A 19,740-nucleotide genomic window follows, 5' to 3' on the forward strand; every position below is an offset into this window, starting at 1 on the left:
GACGCGAGGACGCCGACAGTTGAGCCTGCTCCTGATCCGGCACCGAAGCGTTGAATATCGCAAACAGCTGACGCAGGATCTGAAGTATTCCGGACACTTGAATGACTCGGCGAGCGTGAACATCTGGCTGCATAGCGAGGTGACGGCGACGCTGGCCGCAAAGGGTGGCAAGTTTCCGCCCGATCTGGGCGGTTAAGCCACGCGTTGACAGAAAGTCCAATACGGGCCTCTTCTAATTCGCCAGAGCCCCAAAATTCATACGTGTCATATTGGCTGAATGCCGTGAATCGTGAAAACTGATTCGGAAGGGCGCACGGGCATGCACGGATCACATCTGCCGTCCCTCGCGGCTAACTCGGCGATGGCGCTTGCATTGACAGACCGCGACGAATACAGCTCATCGGCATAGACATGCCGGAGACGACCGCTCTCGCCTTTGCGATGACAAGTTCTACCGTTAGAAGCTGTTTCGAAATTAGTTAAACATCGGCTTGAGACACGCTCAACACATCAAATCGCAGGCGAGAGAAAGGAAATCTTCATGGGATATGGGCGTATCGTTCGTAGCGAATCTTCAGGCGTCAAAACGAGCGAAGCCACGCAATCGATCGTTCGACTGGCCAATGCGTTTCTCCGAGACCACTGCCGTGTGGCGAACCGATTTTTGCGAACGCCGGCGTGACGCCATGTTTTTACAGGCGCTGTCGATGATTCTCAGAACTGTAGCCCCGGTCGCGCTGAACAATTTACGGTCTATGCAGTGGACCTCCCCACTTGCCACGAATGCGCGCATGGGATCTATTGGAACGAAGAAACGGGTTTGCACAGCAACCGTGTGACGGTACTAGTTTTGCCCCGCAAGGCGAGACGCTGGTGCGTGCGGCCGAAAAGCCCTTCAAGGTACAACATGATTTCGGCGATCACCAACCGCGGCGAGTTGAATTTCATGATCTTCGATGAAATTCTCAGGAATGCCGCCTTCATCGAACTCACGAAGCGGTTTCTCAAACAGCTCACGCGCAAGATCTACTAGATGGTCGACGGCCATCCGGGCCGCATCGGTCTGCTGCTATCAAGATGTTTGCCGCCGACCAAGCAACGCGTCTGCGGTTGATCCGGCTGGCGAGCTATTTTCAGGAGCCTAATCCCAGACGAGACGCCCAACCAGGGACGTCAAGACTAACGCGCTCGGCAAGATCTAACCGACCATCAAGACGGGAATGAACCGGGATCCGCGGTGGCATCTGCATCGTCCGCAAAAGGAACTCCCGTGATTCGCAACAACCCTACTGCAGTAAAAGCATGTCGATATAGCACCCGATCGACTACGAACTAGCTAATGGTTTCATCAGTGCCTTTGTAATTTTCATTATTAATTTATCAATACCTATCACGAAAATGCGCTTTTTTTTGGGGCCATTTTACGAAGAGGCATCGATGATGCGGGCAGTCCATTAGAGAACTCGCGCTGAACGACAACTTGACAATACTTTTGAGGATTCTATGAGAATTGCTGTCCTAGACGACGATCAGGCACAAACCGACTTTTGCTCTCAGACGTTATCGCCGGCAGGGCATATCTGCCACACGTTTTCCTCTGGCCGGGAACTGGCACGGCAACTGAGACGGCAGACCTTTGATCTACTCATACTCGACTGGAACGTGCCTGACATGTCGGGCAAAGAGATCTTGTGCTGGGTTCGAGGTAGCCTCTCTGAACGACTTCCTGTTCTGTTCATGACGAGCCGCAGCAGTGAAGCGGATATCGCGTCAATACTTAATCACGGAGCCGACGATTACGTCGTCAAGCCGGTCCCTGGAAGTGTCCTGCTCGCGCGCGTCAGTTCGCTGTTGCGACGCACCTATCAGATCAGTGCTGCTGGGCGCGAAGTCTATGGAGATTACGACTTCGATCTGATTGCGAAGCAGGCGCTGCTTAAGGGTACCGCTGCTGCGCTGACCCAAAAGGAATTCGAACTTGCACTGCTGCTGTTCCAACACTTGGGCCGACCGTTGTCTCGCGCCCACATTCGCGATGTAATCTGGAATCAGATCGCCGAAATCTCGTCGCGGACAATTGACACGCACGTGTCGGTACTACGTGCCAAGCTCAATCTGCGCCCGGAAAACGGTTATCGGCTCGCAGCGGTTTACGGTTATGGCTATCGCTTGGCTCAGATGAATAGTGTCGAGACACTCGAGCGTCCGTCCCATTAATCGCGCACCGATGACGTCAGCGGACAAACGGTGATCGTGAAGCCGCGATTTTGATTTCTTCTTCTCGCCATCTTCGCGACGACCTCAGCAACTGACAACGTCGCTCGAGCGCAACGGAATAGAGGACGGACTGCGGTCGCTGGTCGGTTCGATTCCCGTTTCACATCTCACGGCGGTGCGGGCCCGAAACCTTCCGTGCCATGCGCTGGCAGCGTCAAGCCTTGAGAGAAATTAATCTACGCCCAAATACTTTGGAAACGTGGCGGATGAGCCGTTGCGCGTCTCGTGGCGCAAAGTGCGCCGGGTTTTCTTCGGTAAATCGCCAATGTCGTGCCCAGGTATTTGCGGGCCTCAGCCGGCGAGCGCGTGAAGAATGAATTTGCCACCTTTGACGACGCCCATACGAACGAGGCTTATCGCGCGGAGCCGCTCAATCAATCGTCTGCTTGATGCTGTTTGCCGTCGATAACGGCTATCAAACCGTTGTATTCGCCGCGCCGGGCCAGCGACAACAATGCCTATAGCCTTCCGGGAACATCAGAGTTCACCAAAGTTTTCCCCTGAAGTTGGGCAATGATTTCCCGCCGTCCTTTTGGAGAGGCTCGAAGCAGGAGGTTCATTGTTACTATAAATTCGCGCTCTTCATTCTTTTGGAGATTGACGAACGCGAGTAGCGCCTGAACAGTTGCGGCCTCTTTGTTATTCGACATTTCGATTTCCTTTGATCTTCACACTACATCGCAAGTTGTAAAACTGCCGAAGAAGGGAAAGACTTACATCGCCCTGAAAAAATCAACCAGAACTCAACAAAAATAACAGCCAAACGTTGCTAACTGAAGTTGCAAAGGTTACCCGAGAACGCACCGCGTATTGCCGATACAAGCTCGCCGACGTCAGCACTCTTTAGAATAAGGGAATGTACTCCAATCCGCGCGAGCGACCGTCGAAGATCAGGGTCGCCATTCATACTGAATACGATGATCTTCAAATCCGGAAAACACTTTCTCAAGAACGCCAGATAGGGAACTCCGTCGCCGTATTCGCCTCCGGGCATCGCGTCATCAGTGACGAGTACGTTGCAGGGCACGCGAGCAAGACGTTCAACAACCTCAGTCGAGTCGCACGCAGTCGCTACCATTCTTAAATCAGTATGTCCGCTCAGTACCATTCTGACACCCGATAATACGACAGGGTGGTCATCGGCCACAATAATATCGATTATTCCTTGCACTTTACTACCTCGCGATCTATCGGAAAGACAGTTTTTCGCGCCATCTCGTCTGAGTCGCGACTCCACGTGCACAATCCAAAACCCTTCATTGCCGTGAGTTTTATGAATTCAGATCGCACTCGGAATATTCATGCTGGAATAAAAGCACTTGCTATGCAAATAGCATCAACCAACGCCTTTCATACATTCTATTTTTCTGAGTATCGACGGAAATGCGACGGGTGTTATTTTTCTTTTACACCAGTCGGACTCGTCATAAATTTGTTTTTGGTGTTGTGGCGGCGCATAGAAAGAGGCTGGGAGTTGCTCCTGTAACTCAGGAAGTGGACACCGTTAGGTTGATGGCGCAGCAGTTCGCCGGAACCCGCGAGCGAAGCTGCGCGTGCGATGGTCGATGTAGGCAGCGCCGTTGTCCGACAGCCGTTCGACGGCCGCACCCGCCTGGGTCGCTCCGAAGCGTCGCTCGACCGCAGCGAGCATCACATCACGCACGACGCGTCGTCATTATGTGCGCCTGTAGTCGCTGCCGAACGGATGTCACCTACCGGTCATGGCAGTCCAGTTACTTCTAAATAGTACCAGGCATTGGCTGACGATTAGACACCCGTATTTGGGTATAACCTGACATTCGCGTCGATATCCTCTGCGTGAACCGCGGAGGCCGAAAATCCGCTTTCATATGCAAACCTGAATAAATCAGCGTCACGTTCTATGCCCAGCTTGCGCATCGCCGCCCTTTTCTGTGCGCTCACTGTCTGCTTCGTCCGATTCAACTGGGCGGCTATTTCGTTAATCGTGACGCCGGACACGTACAGACGTACAACCTCGGCTTCCCGCCCCGAAAGATTGCGCGGCGGTATGGCTTGCGTTGGGCCGACTCTTCCGGGTTGCTCGCGTGAAGTCGGTGAAAAGTAGGTTGCACCCGCGTGAACTGCATGTATGGCGGTAATCAGATAGTCAACATCTTTCGATTTGTTCAGTACGGATTGGATACCAATTTTCCGCATCTTGGAAGCAATGGCGAAATTGTCGATCGTGGTGAAGACGATTATCTTAAGGTCGGGATAGCGGCGCTTTAAGAACGAAAGCATGGCCATCCCGTCACCGTATTCTCCCCTAGGCATGGAGTAGTCTGTGATGAGAATGTCACATTCGACATTTGACAGAAAATTGACGATTTCCGTCGAATCCTGCGCCGTCCCAAGGACGCTGAGAGTATGGACTCTGGATAGTTCGTATTTCACGCCAGTGATTAATGCCGGGTGGTCGTCTGCAAGTATCAGCTTTATTTTCATTGCTCGCTCGATCGGTCAACTGCATTTATGAATCGAATTTTGGAATGCTTAATGTAACGGCGGCCATCGAGGGCGGCCATCTTACTAGCCTCATTCAATCCACCAAACTGTCTGACTGATCCGAAAAACCAACGGGATATATCTGGAGATAGCCCATTGCCGTCCGTATGATCCGACGACGGAGTGGTTCGTTTTCAACGAGCTTCGGGCGGCGAGAGCGTCAGTCGGATATTGCTGGGACGGATGGAATTCACATACGAAACGGTGCGACGCTGGTCGGTGAAGACCCAAGGGTGTCTTCGAGGCGCAAGAAGCTGCAACCGGAAATCCGATTCTGGATCGCTTTTTCTACTAGATTAGTATGACTAAAGTCACTCACTTTCTCATTCACGTCATTCTGGCAATTTGACAATTCCTCAATTCCACATCGCTCGAAGATTCCAGGTCTTCAAAAACATCGTGGTTACCGTACAAGTTGGTCAAACGCCCGCACTGTGATTCTGAAAAATATTGCAGGCAGAAAAAATGCCAGCTCTTTCTCTCGCTCATTGAACCTGATGTGAGACGTTCTTGTCAGACCAATTCTTCTCTTGTTTTCATCTGCATGACTATCGATTGGATCATGCCCTGGTCGATACGCGCGATGAACTCGTTTCATTTTGCATAGCCTGTGTTCAAAGGGTCCACCTCGCGACCAGGCTTTACCTGATCAGGGAGTTAGTGGCAATGCATCGTCCCAAGAGCATGCTTCTCGCCAATATCGTATGGGCGCGAGAAACCGCTGAATGCGCGCCAGATTTCTTCACCACCCTGTCGCTCGGCCAAAATCCCCGTGTGCTCTGGATAGGCTGCTCCGACAGTCGGGTGCCTGCTGAAGCCATCACCCACAGTGCGCCGGGGGCGAGCTGTTTGTCCATCGCAACGTCGCCAACCTTTTTCATCCGAACGACAATAGTTACGCGAGCGTGCTCGAGTATGCCGTGCGCGCGCTGATGGTCGAGCACGTGATCGTTTGCGGGCACTACGGCTGCGGCGGTGTACGCGCATCTCTCTCCTACCGCCCTCTTCCGGAATGCCGCACGTCAACCGCCACATCGCACCACTTCGCGTGCTTGCCCACCGGCATTGCGCAGAGCTCGACTGCGAACCGAGCGACCGGGCGCTCGACTGCGAACCGAGCGACCGGGCGGCCGACCGGCTCTCCGAGTTCAACGTGCTCGAACAGGTAAGGTTGCTGCGTGACACGACGATCATCCGTGACAGCGTCCCCGCCCCGCTAGTGCACGGCTGGATCTTTTCTCTCACCGATGGCCGCATCGAGGAATTCGACTCTGGCTATTCCGCAGGTAGCACCCACCAGGACACACCACATAAGAACGCAGGCTGATCCACCACAATGAATCGCCCTCCAAATCACCCTCCTCTTTTCCGTCCATCATGAATCTACGAGCATCACTCTCAACGCTCCCACGCGACCTGATTGCGGGTGTCGTTGTCTTTCTTGTCGCGCTGCCGCTGTGCCTGGGTATTACCAATGCATCTGATGTTGAGCCCTTCGCAGACCTTGTGTCCGGCATCATCGGCGGCCTCGTCGTCGCGCTTCTGAGCGGCTCGCCACTCTCCGTCAGTGGACCGGCGGCGGGCCTCGTCGTCATCGTCGTCGAAGGCATTGCGCGCCTCGGCAGCTTCTCGGCCTTTCTGCTCGCCGTGCTACTATCCGGCGTCATTCAATTTGGCTTCGGAATGGTGAAGGCAGGCCGAGTGGCCGCATATGTGCCTTCGCCCGTTATCAAGGGTATGCTTGCCGCCATTGGCATATTGCTGATCGTCAAGCAGGTGCCGTTCGCGTCAGGCATGGCAGGTGACCTTGATACGCCCGTCGGCAACATGCCATTCAGCCTCCGCGCACTAACCGCCTTCGCCGTCGCGACGGTGTCACTCGTCCTGCTAGCCAGTTGGGAAACCCGGGCGCTGCGACGCTTCAGGCTTGTGCGCCTAGTCCCTGCGCCGCTCGCCGTTGTGCTCCTCGGCATTGCCGCGACGCTGTTGCTTGACATGCTGTCCCCAAGCCTCGCCTCGCCCTCCGAACACCGTGTCGCCCTGCCCGAGCTCGCCTCGATTGCTGCTCTCAGCGCCGCAATCAAGAGCGCTGATCTCGGGCCGAATTTCGCCCAACTACTGAACCCCGACATCTGGCGCGTCGCGTTGACGCTGGCGGTCGTCGGAAGTCTCGAGACGCTGCTGAGCCTCGAAGCCGTCGAACAGATCGATCCGAGGCGCCGCCCGACTCTGCCAGACCGGGAGCTGAAAGCGCAAGGCGTGGGCAATCTGATTGCAGGAGCAATAGGCGGCCTGCCGATCACGTCGGTAATCGTGCGCAGCTCGGCGAACGTCAATGCAGGTGCACAGAGCCGCGTGTCCGCCATCGTGCACGGCATACTGCTGCTAGTCAGCGTGTTTGCACTCACCGGCCTGATTAACCAGATCCCCTGGCAAGTCTTGCCGCGATCCTCATCCATACCGGCATCAAGCTCGCCAAACCGAGTTTGTTCCTGTCCGTTGCGAAACAGGGACCAGGTGCATTCGCACCGTCCATCGCGACGATAATCGGCGTGCTCGCCGTGGATCTCCTGTTCGGCATCGCGCTCGGACTCGCGGTCGTTGTCCTCATGGTCGCGTGTGCGAATTTGCGTGGTCCCGTTATGTTTGCGCAGCAAGACGACCACTACCTGCTGTCTTTCCGCAAGGATGTGTCATTTGTCGGCAAGGTGAAGGTCAAGCACTACCTGCGGCAGATTCCTGACCAATCGGCCGTTATCATCGACACGACCCGTGCCGACTACATCGATCACGATGTGCGCGACCTGATCGACGCGTTCGTCGTCGATGCACGGGGCCGCGGTATCACGGTCGAGATCAGGCAGCAGCCACATCACGCGAAAGAACGGAATGGACGCTGGCTGTTCCGCAACCAGACCGCGCGATAAGCATTAAATAGTGGAGCAGACACAGGGACGGGTTGTGCAACGATGAGGACCACTCATCTGCCCGACAGGTAGGAATGTTGGGCGGATGTCTGTGCAACGCCGCCATCGCCACAACCGGATTCACCGTCTGCTCCGTCAATCGCCGGCATACGAAATGGCGGCCGTGGCAGCGTGTTGTGTTGCGGGGCGTGGGCTCTTGGGTATCGCAGCCCCGATCGGGGCAAGCGACAGAGGTACGGAATGATGGTCAGCAGGGGGATAGTGGAGGCACCTTGACGATCCGATCAGCTATTCCCGCCCGGCACGTTGCAACCTCGCTGCCTGCGTAGCAGATACAACAGAACCGACGATGCCCTACGTCGAAACGTGATGAGTCTCGACGCGTTTGGGCACTTAAGTAGCCCGCGAAAAGGTTGACGACTTTCTTGAGATGTTGGCGGAGTGGACGGGACTCGAACCCGCGACCCCCGGCGTGACAGGCCGGTATTCTAACCAACTGAACTACCACTCCTTTTCGAAGTTAACCTTAGCATGTCTGCCCGCGTTTTTCCAGCAAGAACCTTGCTCAAGAAGCACGAATCCGGATGGCGTCGCTACATGGAAGATGATCCCAACAAATGTCAATATGACCAGTATTACTAATCGTGCCAACGAGTAGCATGACTGCACGAATGTTTGTGCGACGCACACCGTCTTTCATCCTGGCCCCGCGCGATGCAATAAACCGGCGAGAGCGGCCTGCGTGCAGGCTTATGGCGGCTGCGGCATCAGGAATACACGGATGAGGAAGCTGTGCAGCGCGCCGACGATGAAGGCCTTGAAACTTCAAGTGGATCAAGTCAGGATAGTGGCACTCAACTGGCTATCGAAAGCATCAATCATGTCCTGCGCCGCCCCGACACCCTCCTTCGATATCGCGACTTCCATTTGAGCGCACTGCTCTGCAAGCGTGCGGTATCCAAACACATTTAGCGCGCCCCGCAACGAATGCAACTCGGCGAGTATCCGGGCCGCGTCGCCGGCATCGTACGCGGCATGGATCGCCGCCAGCGCCTCTACGCACGATTTCAGGAATGTAGCCCGCACGTGGGCTGGCATTGCACGGCCGCCCAGCATCCCATCACGTTTCCTTTCCTGTTCCTGTTCCTGTTCCTCCGCCTGCACCGCCACACCCGGCACGCCGGTCACCTCCGACAGCGTTGCCGACAGCTCGTCCAGCTGCAGTGGCTTGGCCACTACCCGCATTACCCCGGCCGCCTCGCAACGCGCTCGCTCCTCCTGCGACACGCTCGCCGTCGCCACCACGATCGGCATTTCTGGCCAGCGTGCCTGTGCCTCTCGCACGAGCCCATAACCGTCCAGCACCGGCATCGCCAGATCGGTCACCAGCACATCGAAGCGCTCCCGTGAGAGACGTTCCAGCGCCTGCAGCCCGTCTTCCGCCACCTGCGGCTCACACCCGAGCATCTTCAACTGCTCGCTGAACAGTTCCCGGTTCACCGCGTTGTCTTCCGCCACCAGCACCTTCAGCCGGCGCGACAATCCCCGCTGTGTCTCTTTGCCCGCCTCCAGCGGCATGCCCTGCAAGGTATGGCGTAGCGCCGCCGCCAGCCCTTTCAGACCATAGCATGAGACCTTCACCGCCCGTCCCGTCGCTACGGGATACGCCGGTCCTTCCGCGCTGCAGTCAATCATCCAGGACGACGCTTCCAGCAGACGACGGACGTCGTCCGCATGCCAGGTGTCGTGCTCGCCGCAGACAATCAGGGTATCCGCCTCCTCCAGCGTCTCCAGATCGAGTTGCGCAGGATGACGATACGCCTGTACCTTCAGCCCCCAGGCCTCCAGTGCCGGCACCGCATACGCGTGCCAGGTGTCCGCCGCCGCGACGAACAGCACCTGCTCGCCCTCGAAGTGCGGCATATCCAGCCCAGGCTCGCCGTGACAGTCGCCCGGCGGCACCCGCACCGTAAAGAGGCTGCCCTCGCCGGGCACGCTGTGCACTGCGATCGTCCCTCCCATCGCATCCGTCAGCCGCGCGCATAATGCCAGCCCCAGACCGGTGCCACCGAAGCGACGGTTGATCGTCGTATCCGCCTGGCTGAACGCGCGGAACAGCATCGCCTGCTGCTCCGGCGATATCCCGATCCCGCTGTCTTCAACTTCGATCACAAGCTCTGGCTGATCATCACTGCCCGCTTCCGCCGACAGTCTCAATGTCACCTCTCCGTGCCCGGAAAACTTGATGGCGTTCGACAGCAAATTGTTCATCACCTGGCCAAGCCTCGTCGGATCGCCCTGCATCGGTTGAGTGGTCGATGTGCCAAATTCGCCCGACAACCTCACGCCCTTCGCCCGCGCCACCGGCCCGAACATCGTCAGAGCCCGCGAGGCCACCTCCTGCGCGTCGAACACGATCCGCTCGAGCGTCATCTCACCGGCCTCGATCTTCGAGAAATCCAGCACGTCGCTCACGATTGCAAGCAGTCCGTCCGATGAACCCCGGATCGTTTTCAGCCGGTCACGCTGCAGCGCATCGAGTTGCGAGTGCGACAGCAGCTCGAGATTCCCCAGGATCGCGTTGAGCGGTGTGCGGATCTCATGGCTCATCGCCGCCAGGAAAGCGGATTTCGCGGCATTGGCCGAGTCCGCCGCCTGCTTTGCTTCACGCAGTTGCCGATTGAGGCGCTTTTCCACCGTCACGTCCGTGAACGCCGTCACCAGCACGTCCTCGCCCTGGTAGCGCGCCGGCACGACACTCACCGAGAGATCCATCGTCCCACCCTCGCGTGTCGGCAGCGACCACGCCTCGTGCGCCATGCTGTTTGTACCGGTTACACCGCTTACATCTGCGCGTTGCCGGTGACGGTGAACCAGTTCTGCCGAAAGTGTCCGTGCCGCCGGCAGGACCACCCGCGCCGCGGCCTCGATCATCGTCGGACTGCGCAACAACGGCTTACCGCTCTCCACGGCAATCAGCCCCAGCCCTACCGGTGCCGTCTCGATCAGCGCGCGGCTCAGGTGCTCGCTCTCGAACACGCGTCGAGAGCGCTCAAGAACAGGCAGGAACACGCGCCGGTTGAACAGTTGAATCAGCGACCACACCACGAGGAGGATCACTCCAGTCGTCGCGGCCGACGTTCCAATCTGACCAGTCAGTGCCCGGGCAATCGAGCGCCACGACTGCACAAACACGAGCGTTGCGCCAGTCTCGCCGATTGGCCAGCCAAACAGCATGTGGCCGTCACGAAAGATCCTGCCTGTCGGCTCGACAATTCCTGCGACACCTAAAGCACGCGCGGTATCCAACGCCTTCGGGTCGACCGGTTGACGCGAAAATGAAGTGATAACCTGTCCATTGCGCGCGAAGAGCATAAGAGAGCCGTCAAGCCCACTCTCCCCTAGAGCGGCAGTGATAATGGTGACCGGTAACTCGTAAACAGCGACGGCGAACGGCTTGCGCTCCTTGTCAAACAGGGTCGCTGCAACTCGAACTGATCGCCTGCCGCTTAACGGACTATCGTAGGGAGGGAGCCACCGAAATGCACGCCCCCCGGTGCGGGGATCGAGCAAGGGCACGTCTCGCGGAACAAGGAGATTGCCGCCAGGTCCCGCTAGTGCAGAAAAAAAAGCAGCACGATCGGCAAGCAACGTCGCCATCCGGGCATCGCCAGGCGATGGTACCAGGATGAGCAGTGGACGGTCAGGCCTGTACAACCAGAATGTCAACAGGCCTCCGTTTCGTTCGGAAGCTGCCGTCGCCGCCTGACTTATCTGTTTAGCAAGCCGAATGTACCGGGTTGCCAACAAATCGGGAGGCGTTGCAGACGAGGCACCCACCACGAGCACCGGCAGATGATCTGGGGCCTGCTGAAGACGAAGCATCTGGCCATTGCCTGTGAACTGTTCGATAAGGCGTGGCTCGGCCTGTTCGCCGGCCCTCCAGGCGACCTCGATGAGCCGTACGCCGTTTTGCATAAGCACGACGTTGCGCGAGTTAAGGTCGGTGAGCCGGTTCACGCCGGACATTAGTTCTTGATGCTCGAGCGCAACATAGGTACGTACAGTGGCCACCGTGTTCAGGACGAACGCAACCAGCACCACCGCCGTTACCACTGTCCCGCCGCCGAACATCAACAAATGCTGATAGCGGCGAAAGCGGTCCAATACATTGCGTTGTGCGTATGGAGTCATAGGTGCCAGCGGAGTTGACGCTTTCGCCGGGTGCCCCCTCGAAGGAAGGTTCACGTGGCAGGTAACAACCTGATTATCCACCGCGCGGCGCAACAGCAAAACGCTTCTTTACACGCGTGCTGACGGCGAGTCCCGAAGCACCGAAGAAAATCGTTACCGACCTGTTACGCATTTACCTGACCGCAAAAGCAGAACTCGCCGCGCTGGCGAGCGTGAAGCACATCAACTGCTGCGCTGTTCGCTTTATCGCCAATAGTTCGCCGCGCAATGCGTGGCGTTTTTCATAGGCGTCGCCCAAGTTCCGTCCGTTAAGCTTTGAATGGTGGCATCGCCTGCCAATCTTCCGCCGCGTGAACGCTAATGTGACAACGCCGTTCTTTGCCCCGGTCGGGACTGCGATTGCCCCACAGCCCTTACCCAGCAGGGCGCCGACGCCGGGGACCGGATTGACGAACTCTGCTATACCTCTCGGCGAGGTCAATCCTTCAGCGTGAGCGACAATACCCTCACGACCAGTTCCTGATAGCTGATACCAACCGCGCGAGCAGCCTTCGGCAACAGCGAGTGATCGGTCATTCCTGGTGATGTGTTCACTTCGAGGAAGTACGGCTTGCCCTCGCCATCCATCATGAAGTCGACACGCCCCCAGTCCCAGCAACCGAGCACGTCAAACGCGCGGCGCGCGAGTTGCTTCAGGCGCATCTCTTCCTGGGATGCCAGTCCGCATGGAATCAGGTACTGCGTGGAATCGTGAACGTACTTCGCGTCATAGTCGTAGAACTCGCCCGCTGGCACAATTTGGATGACCGGCAGATCGAGGTCGCCCGCAATGCACGCAGTGTATTCACCGCCGCCTTCGATACTCTTCTCGACCAGCACGATAGCGTCGAACTTTGCTGCTTCCGCGATCGCTGAGGGTAGCGCCTCGGCCGCTTTTACCTTGATCACGGCGACGCTTGAGCCTTCGCTCGCCGCCTTCACAAATAGCGGCAACCCGAGTTGCGCGACGATCTCCTGCGCACGCGCATCGTAATCGTCGCCGCGCATCACGGCCTCGAACGGCGGCGTCGGAATACCCAGTTGCTGCCACACAAGTTTCGCGCGGAACTTGTCCAACCCGAGCGCCGAACCAAGCACGCCGCTGCCCGTATATCGGATCCCATAAAAATCGAGCGCGCCCTGAATCTGTCCATTTTCGCCGTAGCCGCCGTGCAGCACGTTGAACGCGCGCACAAAGCCCTCGTCCTTTAACGCTGACAACGGCCGCGTGGACGGATCGAAGGGGTGTGCGTCGACGCCTGCATCGCGCAGTCTCTGCAACACGAGACAACCAGAATTGAGCGACACGTCACGCTCGGCGGACACTCCACCAAACAACACTGCCACCTTGCCGAATCGCTTCGGATCGATACTGTCCATCGAGCTCCCTATTTATGCGCAAGGCACCTTTATCTTCTCGTCCGCTAATCGAGACTTTGACCAGCGAGGCCGGTATCTGGGGGTGCCCCTAACGCGCGACAAAAGACATAGCCCCCTGCTCAAACCCACGCCCACCGTTTCGCGATCATCCCATCGCAAGCAACTTCGGCACGAGCCCGGTTTCGAAGCGTCATACAGCCCAATCGGAACGGAAATTGAGGCGGCAACTTTCAACCACAAATCTCACTGTCGAAGCCAGGGACGCAGCGAATAACAGGCAACCAGCCGTGAACAAGTTTAGGAAAAATACCGTCAGGTGTCCATCGACAGTGGATGCTGTTCCGGGCTAACGTAACGACGGAAACAACTACCCAAACGAAAGCGCGCGGTCTGTCCGATCGGCTGCCGCAGGCTGACGGCGACAACGACACAACGAGCTTTCGGACCACTACGAATCGGCTGCATGGGTCGCTTGACGGCATCAACGTCAGCCCCCCACGCCCGGCCCGATTTGCTGACCAATGCTCCTCACCATGACAACGCCAGTCAGTGCTCCCCGGAGGTCGCACCTTTTCGTGGCTTACTTAACCTGCGACAGGTCAAGTTCTGCAAGCGCCATGTGGATTTCCTTCGCTGATTTCCCTTGAGCAAAAAGCGTTGCAGCGCGTTTCGCGTGTCCGGCGAGCAGGTGATGTTGCGGCCCGGGAGCATTGGCGTAGATGTGATGCGGCTTGAGGCCGGCGGCACGCAGACGGCGGACATAATACAGCTGGCTGTAAAAGGGAACCACACGATCCTCCGGATCAGAAATCACATAGATTTCCGGTCGTGGATCCTGGCGAATGCGCCCGATTTCGTCCACAGGATCGTAATAGCTCCGGGCATCGTAAAGCAGTCGACCGGGGATTTCCCGCTTGTATTCCCAGTACGCCGCGACCTGTTTGGCGGAAACAAGGGCAGAAGAAACCACCGATGCCGCGACGTCTCCGCGTCTGTTCAGGAGCGCAGCGGCGATCTGGCCTCCTGCGGAATGTCCGGTCAGAATGAATGATGCAATGTTGTAACGCTCCTTGAGCATGTCCAGTGCGCGGTCCATCAGTTCGATCTCGCGATGCGTGCGGCGCATGTTATGGTCGCCAGAGGAGCCGTAGATACCCGGCCGGGCAAGATAGAGCGTGGGACGGCCGGAATCGGCGGACCATTTAGCCATATCTTTCCCAATCTCCATGGGCGAAACAGACAGGTAGGATTGTGTAACGTACCTGACTCCCTTCGTCGTTCTCAGCATGACATCCCCGCTGAAATAAACCAGCACAGTGGGGCTTTCGCTGCCGGACAATCCATGCGCGTAGTATCGAATGCAATCTCCCTTGCCGTTGACTTCGACCCACAGGCTATCGGGCACTCGCGCGCAGTGTTCCGGTGAACTGAATGAACCGTTCAGGGCTTGTGCGGCATCGAATGGCTCGCGTCCCACAGGGATATTAAGCTCCCCAGGCCGTGGAGTCTCAAACGGCCCCAGTGTGGGTCGGTCCGCCAGACTGGGTTCGGTAACGCCCAAAACGCCAAAGACAACGAACAGGAAGCGCCGGAGTCTCCAGCGCAGAAGGTGCGATAAACGCCGACAATGTCGGCCAAACCATTTCATAAAATAAGGTTCCGTGAGGTTATGCAGAAAAGACAGAAATGATCAACGATGGCCATGCGCGCGGGCAACGAACTCGCCTACACCAGACGCAGGCGAGCACCTTGGGTAGTACGGCTGATTTGGCATTCGGGTCCCGTGCTGCGCGCAGACTACTCCGCGCGGCTTACCGCCATCGGGGGTGAGCGCTGGAAGCTTTCGGGTCGTTCAGGCACGCCTGAAGACCCATTGCTCGCAGGGCCAGAGGTCAATGCTACTTTTGCGCGCCAGCCCTCAGCCACGCTACGACCTCATGGAGACGCGTACTGTTCGAGCCCTTGAGCAGCACTACGTCCTTGTCGACAAGCTCTTCTTGAAGTGCAAGCTTCAATTCGTCAAGCGAATTCGTGTAGCGCCCACGGCGTGCAGCCGGCAACCGTTCCCAGAAGTCGGTATAGAGCTTGCCCATGACATAGACGCGATCGATCCCGCAACGCTCGACCACTGCAGCCAGGTCGGTATGAAGCAGCGACGCCTGGGGACCGAGCTCCGCCATCTCGCCCAGCACAGCGACTCGTCTGGCTGCATTCTTCATGTCCCGCAAATGTTCCAGAGCGGCCTGCATCGAGCCGGGATTGGCATTGTAGGCATGGTCGACAATGGTCACGTGACGTCCGTCGAGCGTCAGCTCAAACTCCTCGCCGCGGCCCGACAGGGCAGCAAAGCGTGCGATCCGTTCGAGCGCAGGTTCGAACGGATAGTTGAGCGCCGAGACAGCGGCAAGTACTGCCAAGCTGTTCAACGCCATGTGCAAGCCTGCGGCCCCAATCGGATAGGTGATATCGCGCCCTCTAATACGCGCATCGACCCGCTGCCCCGACGCGTCATGATCCACGAGTTGAAACTCGCTCTCGGCAGTCGTGCCGTAAGTAAAGATTTTCAGATCCCGTTCGATGGCCGCCTGGTAGACGGTATCCCATTCCAGCATGTCACGATTGAGCACCACGACACTTCCCGCAGACATGCCAAGAAAAAGCATGCTTTTGGTCCGGGCAATATCAGTGATTGTGCTGTTTTTTCCGAGGTGAGCAGGCTGGATGTTAGTGAAAATGCCGACGTCCGGGCGGACAATGGCCGCGCTCTGTCTCATTTTGCCCACGGCAACTTCCAGGACGACATGAGGGGTGTCCCACTTGATTGACGCAAGATTCCAGCTCACACCTTGGGGAAGGTTTGCGTTGAACGCGCTCGCCGCTGTCGGACCGTAAGCATTGAGGGCGTCAGCCAGCATGGCCACGAGCGTGGTCTTGCCAGCGCTTCCGGTCACCGCCAGGACAGTGCCGCTCATCTGGCTGCGTGCATAGGCTCCCATCGCAAGAATTGCCGTGGCCGTATCTGCGACATGCAGGACCGGCAAATCGGCAAGTTGAGCCTGCACATCAGAATGGCTCGAGATAACACCCGCCGGGCGCGGCTGCATCTGTCGAATGACAGGAACAGGGATCCCCCGGCTTACCTCACCGGTTCGGGCAACCACGACGTTTCCAGGCTGCATGGCAGGCGCGTAAATGCAAAGGCCGCTCGCCGTCCACCCCAATGGCGGCTGCTTGAGCCACGTCCCCTGCGTGGCCGCCTCGATCAGGGACGCGTTCCATTCCCGCGCCAGCGTTGCGGATACTGAATGCCGCTGCGACTCCAGATAGTTCAGATAGGCGACAAAACCCGATAGATAGTGCTCGACATCGTCAATGCGGACCCGGAAGGCATGGTGGCGAATGAAGAAGCTGCCGGTGATCCTGCCCGGATTGGCAAAGTACATGGCAAGTTCCGGCCAGAAATGGCCATCTAACAGGCGCTGCGCCCGCGCATGCAGTGCATGGAAGAACTTATCCAGATCGACCTCGGCAAGCAGGTGCTCCAGGCCGGGCTGCTGCTGCATGCGGCTAATCATCTGCTCGGCAGCCGTCATCAATTCAAGCAGGGTTGGAAACGTCGTCACCCTTTCAGCCACGAAATCAAGATAGGTGGCGAAGTTCTGGATTCCAAATTTGTAATACGCTTCCAGTGGCCTGTGACGGGTCAGTTCGTTCACACAATAGCTGAGCCAGTGGTCATGCGCCTTCCAGTGTTTTGCCTCGATGAAATGGCCGAACGCCTTTTCTACTGCTGCGAGCCACCTCGCATCGCCAGTCAGACCATAGAGGCGCATCAGGCCGAAGGCCGCTTCGCCATCGTAATAGATGATCCGGAATGCCTGCTTAACCGACAGATCCGGATAGTTCAGCACATGGCTGAATTTGCCGGTGTCCGCATCCTGCATGAAGAGGATGCCTGTTGCGAGCTGTTCTAGCAGAGTCAGATATTCGTCTGAGCCGGTCAGCTGGCTGTATTTGACCAGCGCCAGAAGGCACACGCCGTTGCCACCCAGTTTGACTTCGCCCTGCCGGTCAACCAGAAACGCCGCGCGGGCACCGGACGGCAATTCCGCCGGCATGATGAGTTCATTGACGAGATAATGCAGCGCTGCGTCGATTGCTGTCTTGAGGTCGTTGTCCTGGGTCACTTCCCAGGCTTCGAGCATCGCATAGATCGAACTTGCATGACGCAGGGTGTTGTAAGTGCCGATTTCGCGATCGAAACAGGGATGCCAGCCATAGTGGAAGCGCCCGCCAGGCTGTACCTGGCCGGCCAGATAACGGCTGCCGGATGCGACGAGCGCCCTCACGTCTGCCGGCCGGAGATGTTCGATGATGCGGCGGCCCGCGTTCAGACCCGTCCCGTGCAGAAGGTGTACCTCCGGCGCTTGCAGGCTTGCGAACGCCCCACGGGTCGAGAACACATTAACGTTTTGCTGATCCTCGAAATTAACACTGGCAAGCTGGTGCCGAATGGCGGCATACCGTTCGAAGTTCTTTGTGTTCACAACCGCATGCGTCTGTGCCGGGCCGCCATACAGCATGGCATTGCCATTCAGTTCGGTCTCCAGAAAGGCATGCCTGAAATTACTGTCCAGCGACAGGCCGCAACGAAAATAACTGCGCCGGGTCTGTTCGAGGCGGCCCCGCAGTGCCTCCCAGGTCATGCCTTCAACGCTGGTAACCCAGTCCACCCGAAGCCACTGGACGACCAGTCCGACCGCGCCGGCAGCCTGCGTCACCTGCTCCATGCCTGCGTCCCAGGCCTCGGCAAATGTCGCCGCCGTTGCGGTCACGACGTCGGCCCGCCGCTGCCCGTCGCTCCATGAAAAGAACAGGACAAAGGGTGGCCAGGACGCCGCAAGGGGATTGACCTGCGGTTCAACGATGGAGCGCAGTCGCGCGAACAATGCGGCGAAGCCTGTGGGGTTGGGATGCGCGTGCTCAGACGGGGTAGATGTCATGTGGTTTTACCCTTGGGTAGAGGCAGCCAGCACACCTGCGGCCAGATACCTGGCGACGATGTCTCGTCTGGCCGCAGCCATTACAATCTTACCGAACACGATTTCGCCCTTCAGTATATACATTTGTTGTTCGAGATTTTTGCAGGGGCACGATCCGCGTGGATCGAAAGACTCATGCTCTGCACTCCGGCAAATTCTCCAGCCGCCAGGATCTGCATTTCAGCATCGCGAACCCTGAATCAACCGCAACTAATCCGTTGCAGCCCGAAGATCTGACTGCGCCTGACAGTGCCCTTCATTTTGAAGATTCGTGTCTATCGGCGTTGTTCCGGTAGCCGCGAGCGCTCGCTGCCACTGCCTGATGAACTCACGTTTGCTCGATCGGGACGCAAACACGAACTCGTTGAGCTTCCCGTTAAAAAATACCTGATCCCTGTCGCGCAACTCTGCATAGGCGAGCAGCACATTGATTGCAGGAATCTCTGTTTGTCTGGTCATCGCGACACTCCCGTTTTCGGAAGGCCCTCACCGTTTGCCCGGGCATGCGGTGAAGGCCGGTAGGTACGCGACCTTCCCGATTCAGGAAGATCGCGCCTCAGGGCCCAGCATCAGGGCTCAGCATCCCCCCATGCCTTTATCGGGCCGGGCCCGACAGACTCAGTTGCACCACCACCCGGCGGTTGGGCTCATTGCAGGCAATCTTCTGCTGCATCGTGCCGCTGCAGTCGGCGACCACCGGATCGGAATTGCCCGCGCTTTCCGCGGTGATCTTCTGCGCCGGAATACCCTGCTCGATCAGCATCCGGCGAACCGTCATCGCACGCTGCTCGCCAAGCTTCTGCGCCGCTGCGTCCGAGCCGATCAGGTCCGCGTGGCCGATCACCGTCACGGCTTGCAGCGAGGTGTTTTCCGCGCGAATCTGCTCAGCCAGATGTGCAATTGCCGCATGGCCTTTGACAGTCATGTCGCGATTGCCAGACTTGCCGAAGGCGAACAGCGTGTCGCCCTTGAGCGTGTACTCTTTCGCCGCGACAGGCTGCGCCACCGGGGCTGACGTCACGGGAATTGACGCAGGGTCACACGCCTCCACTGCCGATGCGCGGGAAAGAACGTGCATCTGGGCGCGCATGCCTTGCAACTGGGCTTCGGCTTCGTTGCGCGGCACCATGATCGGTGCATCGTTGCTGCCGGCCGGCCCGACCTTCACGAAGTAGGTCATGCCGCCCTTCAGTTCTGCGCCGGATCGCCCGGTGGTCTTGCCTTTGTACAGCGGCGCATCCTGAATGTACGCGCCCAGCGTGTGCTGGCCCGGCTTGACGCAGAAGATGCTGTAGCCATTGGGCAGCAATGCGGTCTGCAGTTCGCCATCAACGTAGACGTCGGCAGCGGCCGAC

Annotated in this window: 13 protein-coding genes, 1 tRNA gene and 4 pseudogenes; 5 read left to right on the forward strand and 13 right to left on the reverse strand. The window is 57.9% G+C overall.

The window, feature by feature from the left end:
* Nucleotides 1–19 precede the first annotated feature (19 nt).
* Nucleotides 20–196, forward strand: a complete 177-nt coding sequence (locus HDG34_RS30210) for a DUF3597 family protein (protein WP_409259625.1) — start codon at nucleotides 20–22, stop codon at nucleotides 194–196.
* A 306-nt stretch (nucleotides 197–502) separates the two neighbouring features.
* Here the strand turns inward: HDG34_RS30210 and HDG34_RS30215 are convergent.
* Nucleotides 503–785 (reverse strand): annotated as a pseudogene (locus HDG34_RS30215) (transposase); the annotation flags it as partial.
* A 122-nt stretch (nucleotides 786–907) separates the two neighbouring features.
* Between HDG34_RS30215 and HDG34_RS39570 the strand changes: the two are divergent.
* Both HDG34_RS39570 and HDG34_RS30220 read left to right on the forward strand, forming a co-directional pair.
* Entirely contained in the window at nucleotides 908–1,033 is a 126-nt protein-coding gene (locus HDG34_RS39570; RefSeq protein WP_260321391.1) for a hypothetical protein, read from the forward strand.
* A gap of 470 nt (nucleotides 1,034–1,503) precedes the next feature.
* Nucleotides 1,504–2,217, forward strand: a complete 714-nt coding sequence (locus HDG34_RS30220; RefSeq protein WP_184065405.1) for a response regulator transcription factor — start codon at nucleotides 1,504–1,506, stop codon at nucleotides 2,215–2,217.
* A gap of 518 nt (nucleotides 2,218–2,735) precedes the next feature.
* Here HDG34_RS30220 and HDG34_RS30225 read toward each other — a convergent pair.
* From HDG34_RS30225 to HDG34_RS30240, 4 genes and pseudogenes are all read right to left on the reverse strand, one after another.
* Nucleotides 2,736–2,927, reverse strand: a complete 192-nt coding sequence (locus tag HDG34_RS30225) for a hypothetical protein (protein ID WP_184065410.1) — start codon at nucleotides 2,925–2,927, stop codon at nucleotides 2,736–2,738.
* Nucleotides 2,928–3,046: 119 nt separating this feature from the next.
* A complete protein-coding gene (locus tag HDG34_RS40270) occupies nucleotides 3,047–3,520 on the reverse strand; it encodes a response regulator transcription factor (protein ID WP_409259626.1) in 474 nt (157 codons plus the stop codon).
* A 294-nt stretch (nucleotides 3,521–3,814) separates the two neighbouring features.
* Nucleotides 3,815–3,975: pseudogene (locus tag HDG34_RS30235) on the reverse strand (IS3 family transposase); the annotation flags it as partial.
* 69 nt (nucleotides 3,976–4,044) lie between these two features.
* Nucleotides 4,045–4,743 carry a response regulator transcription factor gene (locus HDG34_RS30240; protein ID WP_184065416.1) on the reverse strand — a complete coding sequence of 233 codons (699 nt, stop codon included), beginning with the start codon at nucleotides 4,741–4,743 and terminating at the stop codon, nucleotides 4,045–4,047.
* 726 nt (nucleotides 4,744–5,469) lie between these two features.
* Between HDG34_RS30240 and HDG34_RS30245 the strand changes: the two are divergent.
* Nucleotides 5,470–6,130: pseudogene (locus tag HDG34_RS30245) on the forward strand (carbonic anhydrase).
* 50 nt (nucleotides 6,131–6,180) lie between these two features.
* Nucleotides 6,181–7,730, forward strand: a pseudogene (locus tag HDG34_RS30250) (SulP family inorganic anion transporter).
* A 434-nt stretch (nucleotides 7,731–8,164) separates the two neighbouring features.
* Here the strand turns inward: HDG34_RS30250 and HDG34_RS30255 are convergent.
* From HDG34_RS30255 to HDG34_RS30285, 8 genes are all read right to left on the reverse strand, one after another.
* Nucleotides 8,165–8,241, reverse strand: a tRNA-Asp gene (locus HDG34_RS30255).
* Between the two features lie 323 nt (nucleotides 8,242–8,564).
* On the reverse strand, nucleotides 8,565–11,897 hold the full coding sequence (locus HDG34_RS30260; protein WP_184065419.1) for an ATP-binding protein: 3,333 nt from the start codon (nucleotides 11,895–11,897) through the stop codon (nucleotides 8,565–8,567).
* Nucleotides 11,898–12,096: 199 nt separating this feature from the next.
* Nucleotides 12,097–12,222 carry a hypothetical protein gene (locus HDG34_RS39580; protein WP_260321392.1) on the reverse strand — a complete coding sequence of 42 codons (126 nt, stop codon included), beginning with the start codon at nucleotides 12,220–12,222 and terminating at the stop codon, nucleotides 12,097–12,099.
* A gap of 179 nt (nucleotides 12,223–12,401) precedes the next feature.
* Entirely contained in the window at nucleotides 12,402–13,343 is a 942-nt protein-coding gene (locus tag HDG34_RS30265) for a D-alanine--D-alanine ligase (protein WP_184012006.1), read from the reverse strand.
* Between the two features lie 580 nt (nucleotides 13,344–13,923).
* Nucleotides 13,924–14,991 (reverse strand): S9 family peptidase, encoded by a 1,068-nt coding sequence (locus HDG34_RS30270; protein WP_184065422.1) that lies wholly within the window; start codon nucleotides 14,989–14,991, stop codon nucleotides 13,924–13,926.
* 250 nt (nucleotides 14,992–15,241) lie between these two features.
* Nucleotides 15,242–18,346, reverse strand: a complete 3,105-nt coding sequence (locus HDG34_RS30275) for a UDP-N-acetylmuramoyl-tripeptide--D-alanyl-D-alanine ligase (RefSeq protein WP_184065425.1) — start codon at nucleotides 18,344–18,346, stop codon at nucleotides 15,242–15,244.
* A 249-nt stretch (nucleotides 18,347–18,595) separates the two neighbouring features.
* Nucleotides 18,596–18,844, reverse strand: coding sequence for a hypothetical protein (locus HDG34_RS30280; RefSeq protein WP_184065428.1), 249 nt, complete (start codon nucleotides 18,842–18,844; stop codon nucleotides 18,596–18,598).
* A 136-nt stretch (nucleotides 18,845–18,980) separates the two neighbouring features.
* The coding region (locus HDG34_RS30285; RefSeq protein ID WP_184065431.1) for an OmpA family protein at nucleotides 18,981–19,740 on the reverse strand (760 nt) is incomplete at its 5' end.

It is taken from the genome of Paraburkholderia sp. HC6.4b, assembly GCF_014200875.1.
GTDB lineage: Bacteria > Pseudomonadota > Gammaproteobacteria > Burkholderiales > Burkholderiaceae > Paraburkholderia > Paraburkholderia tuberum.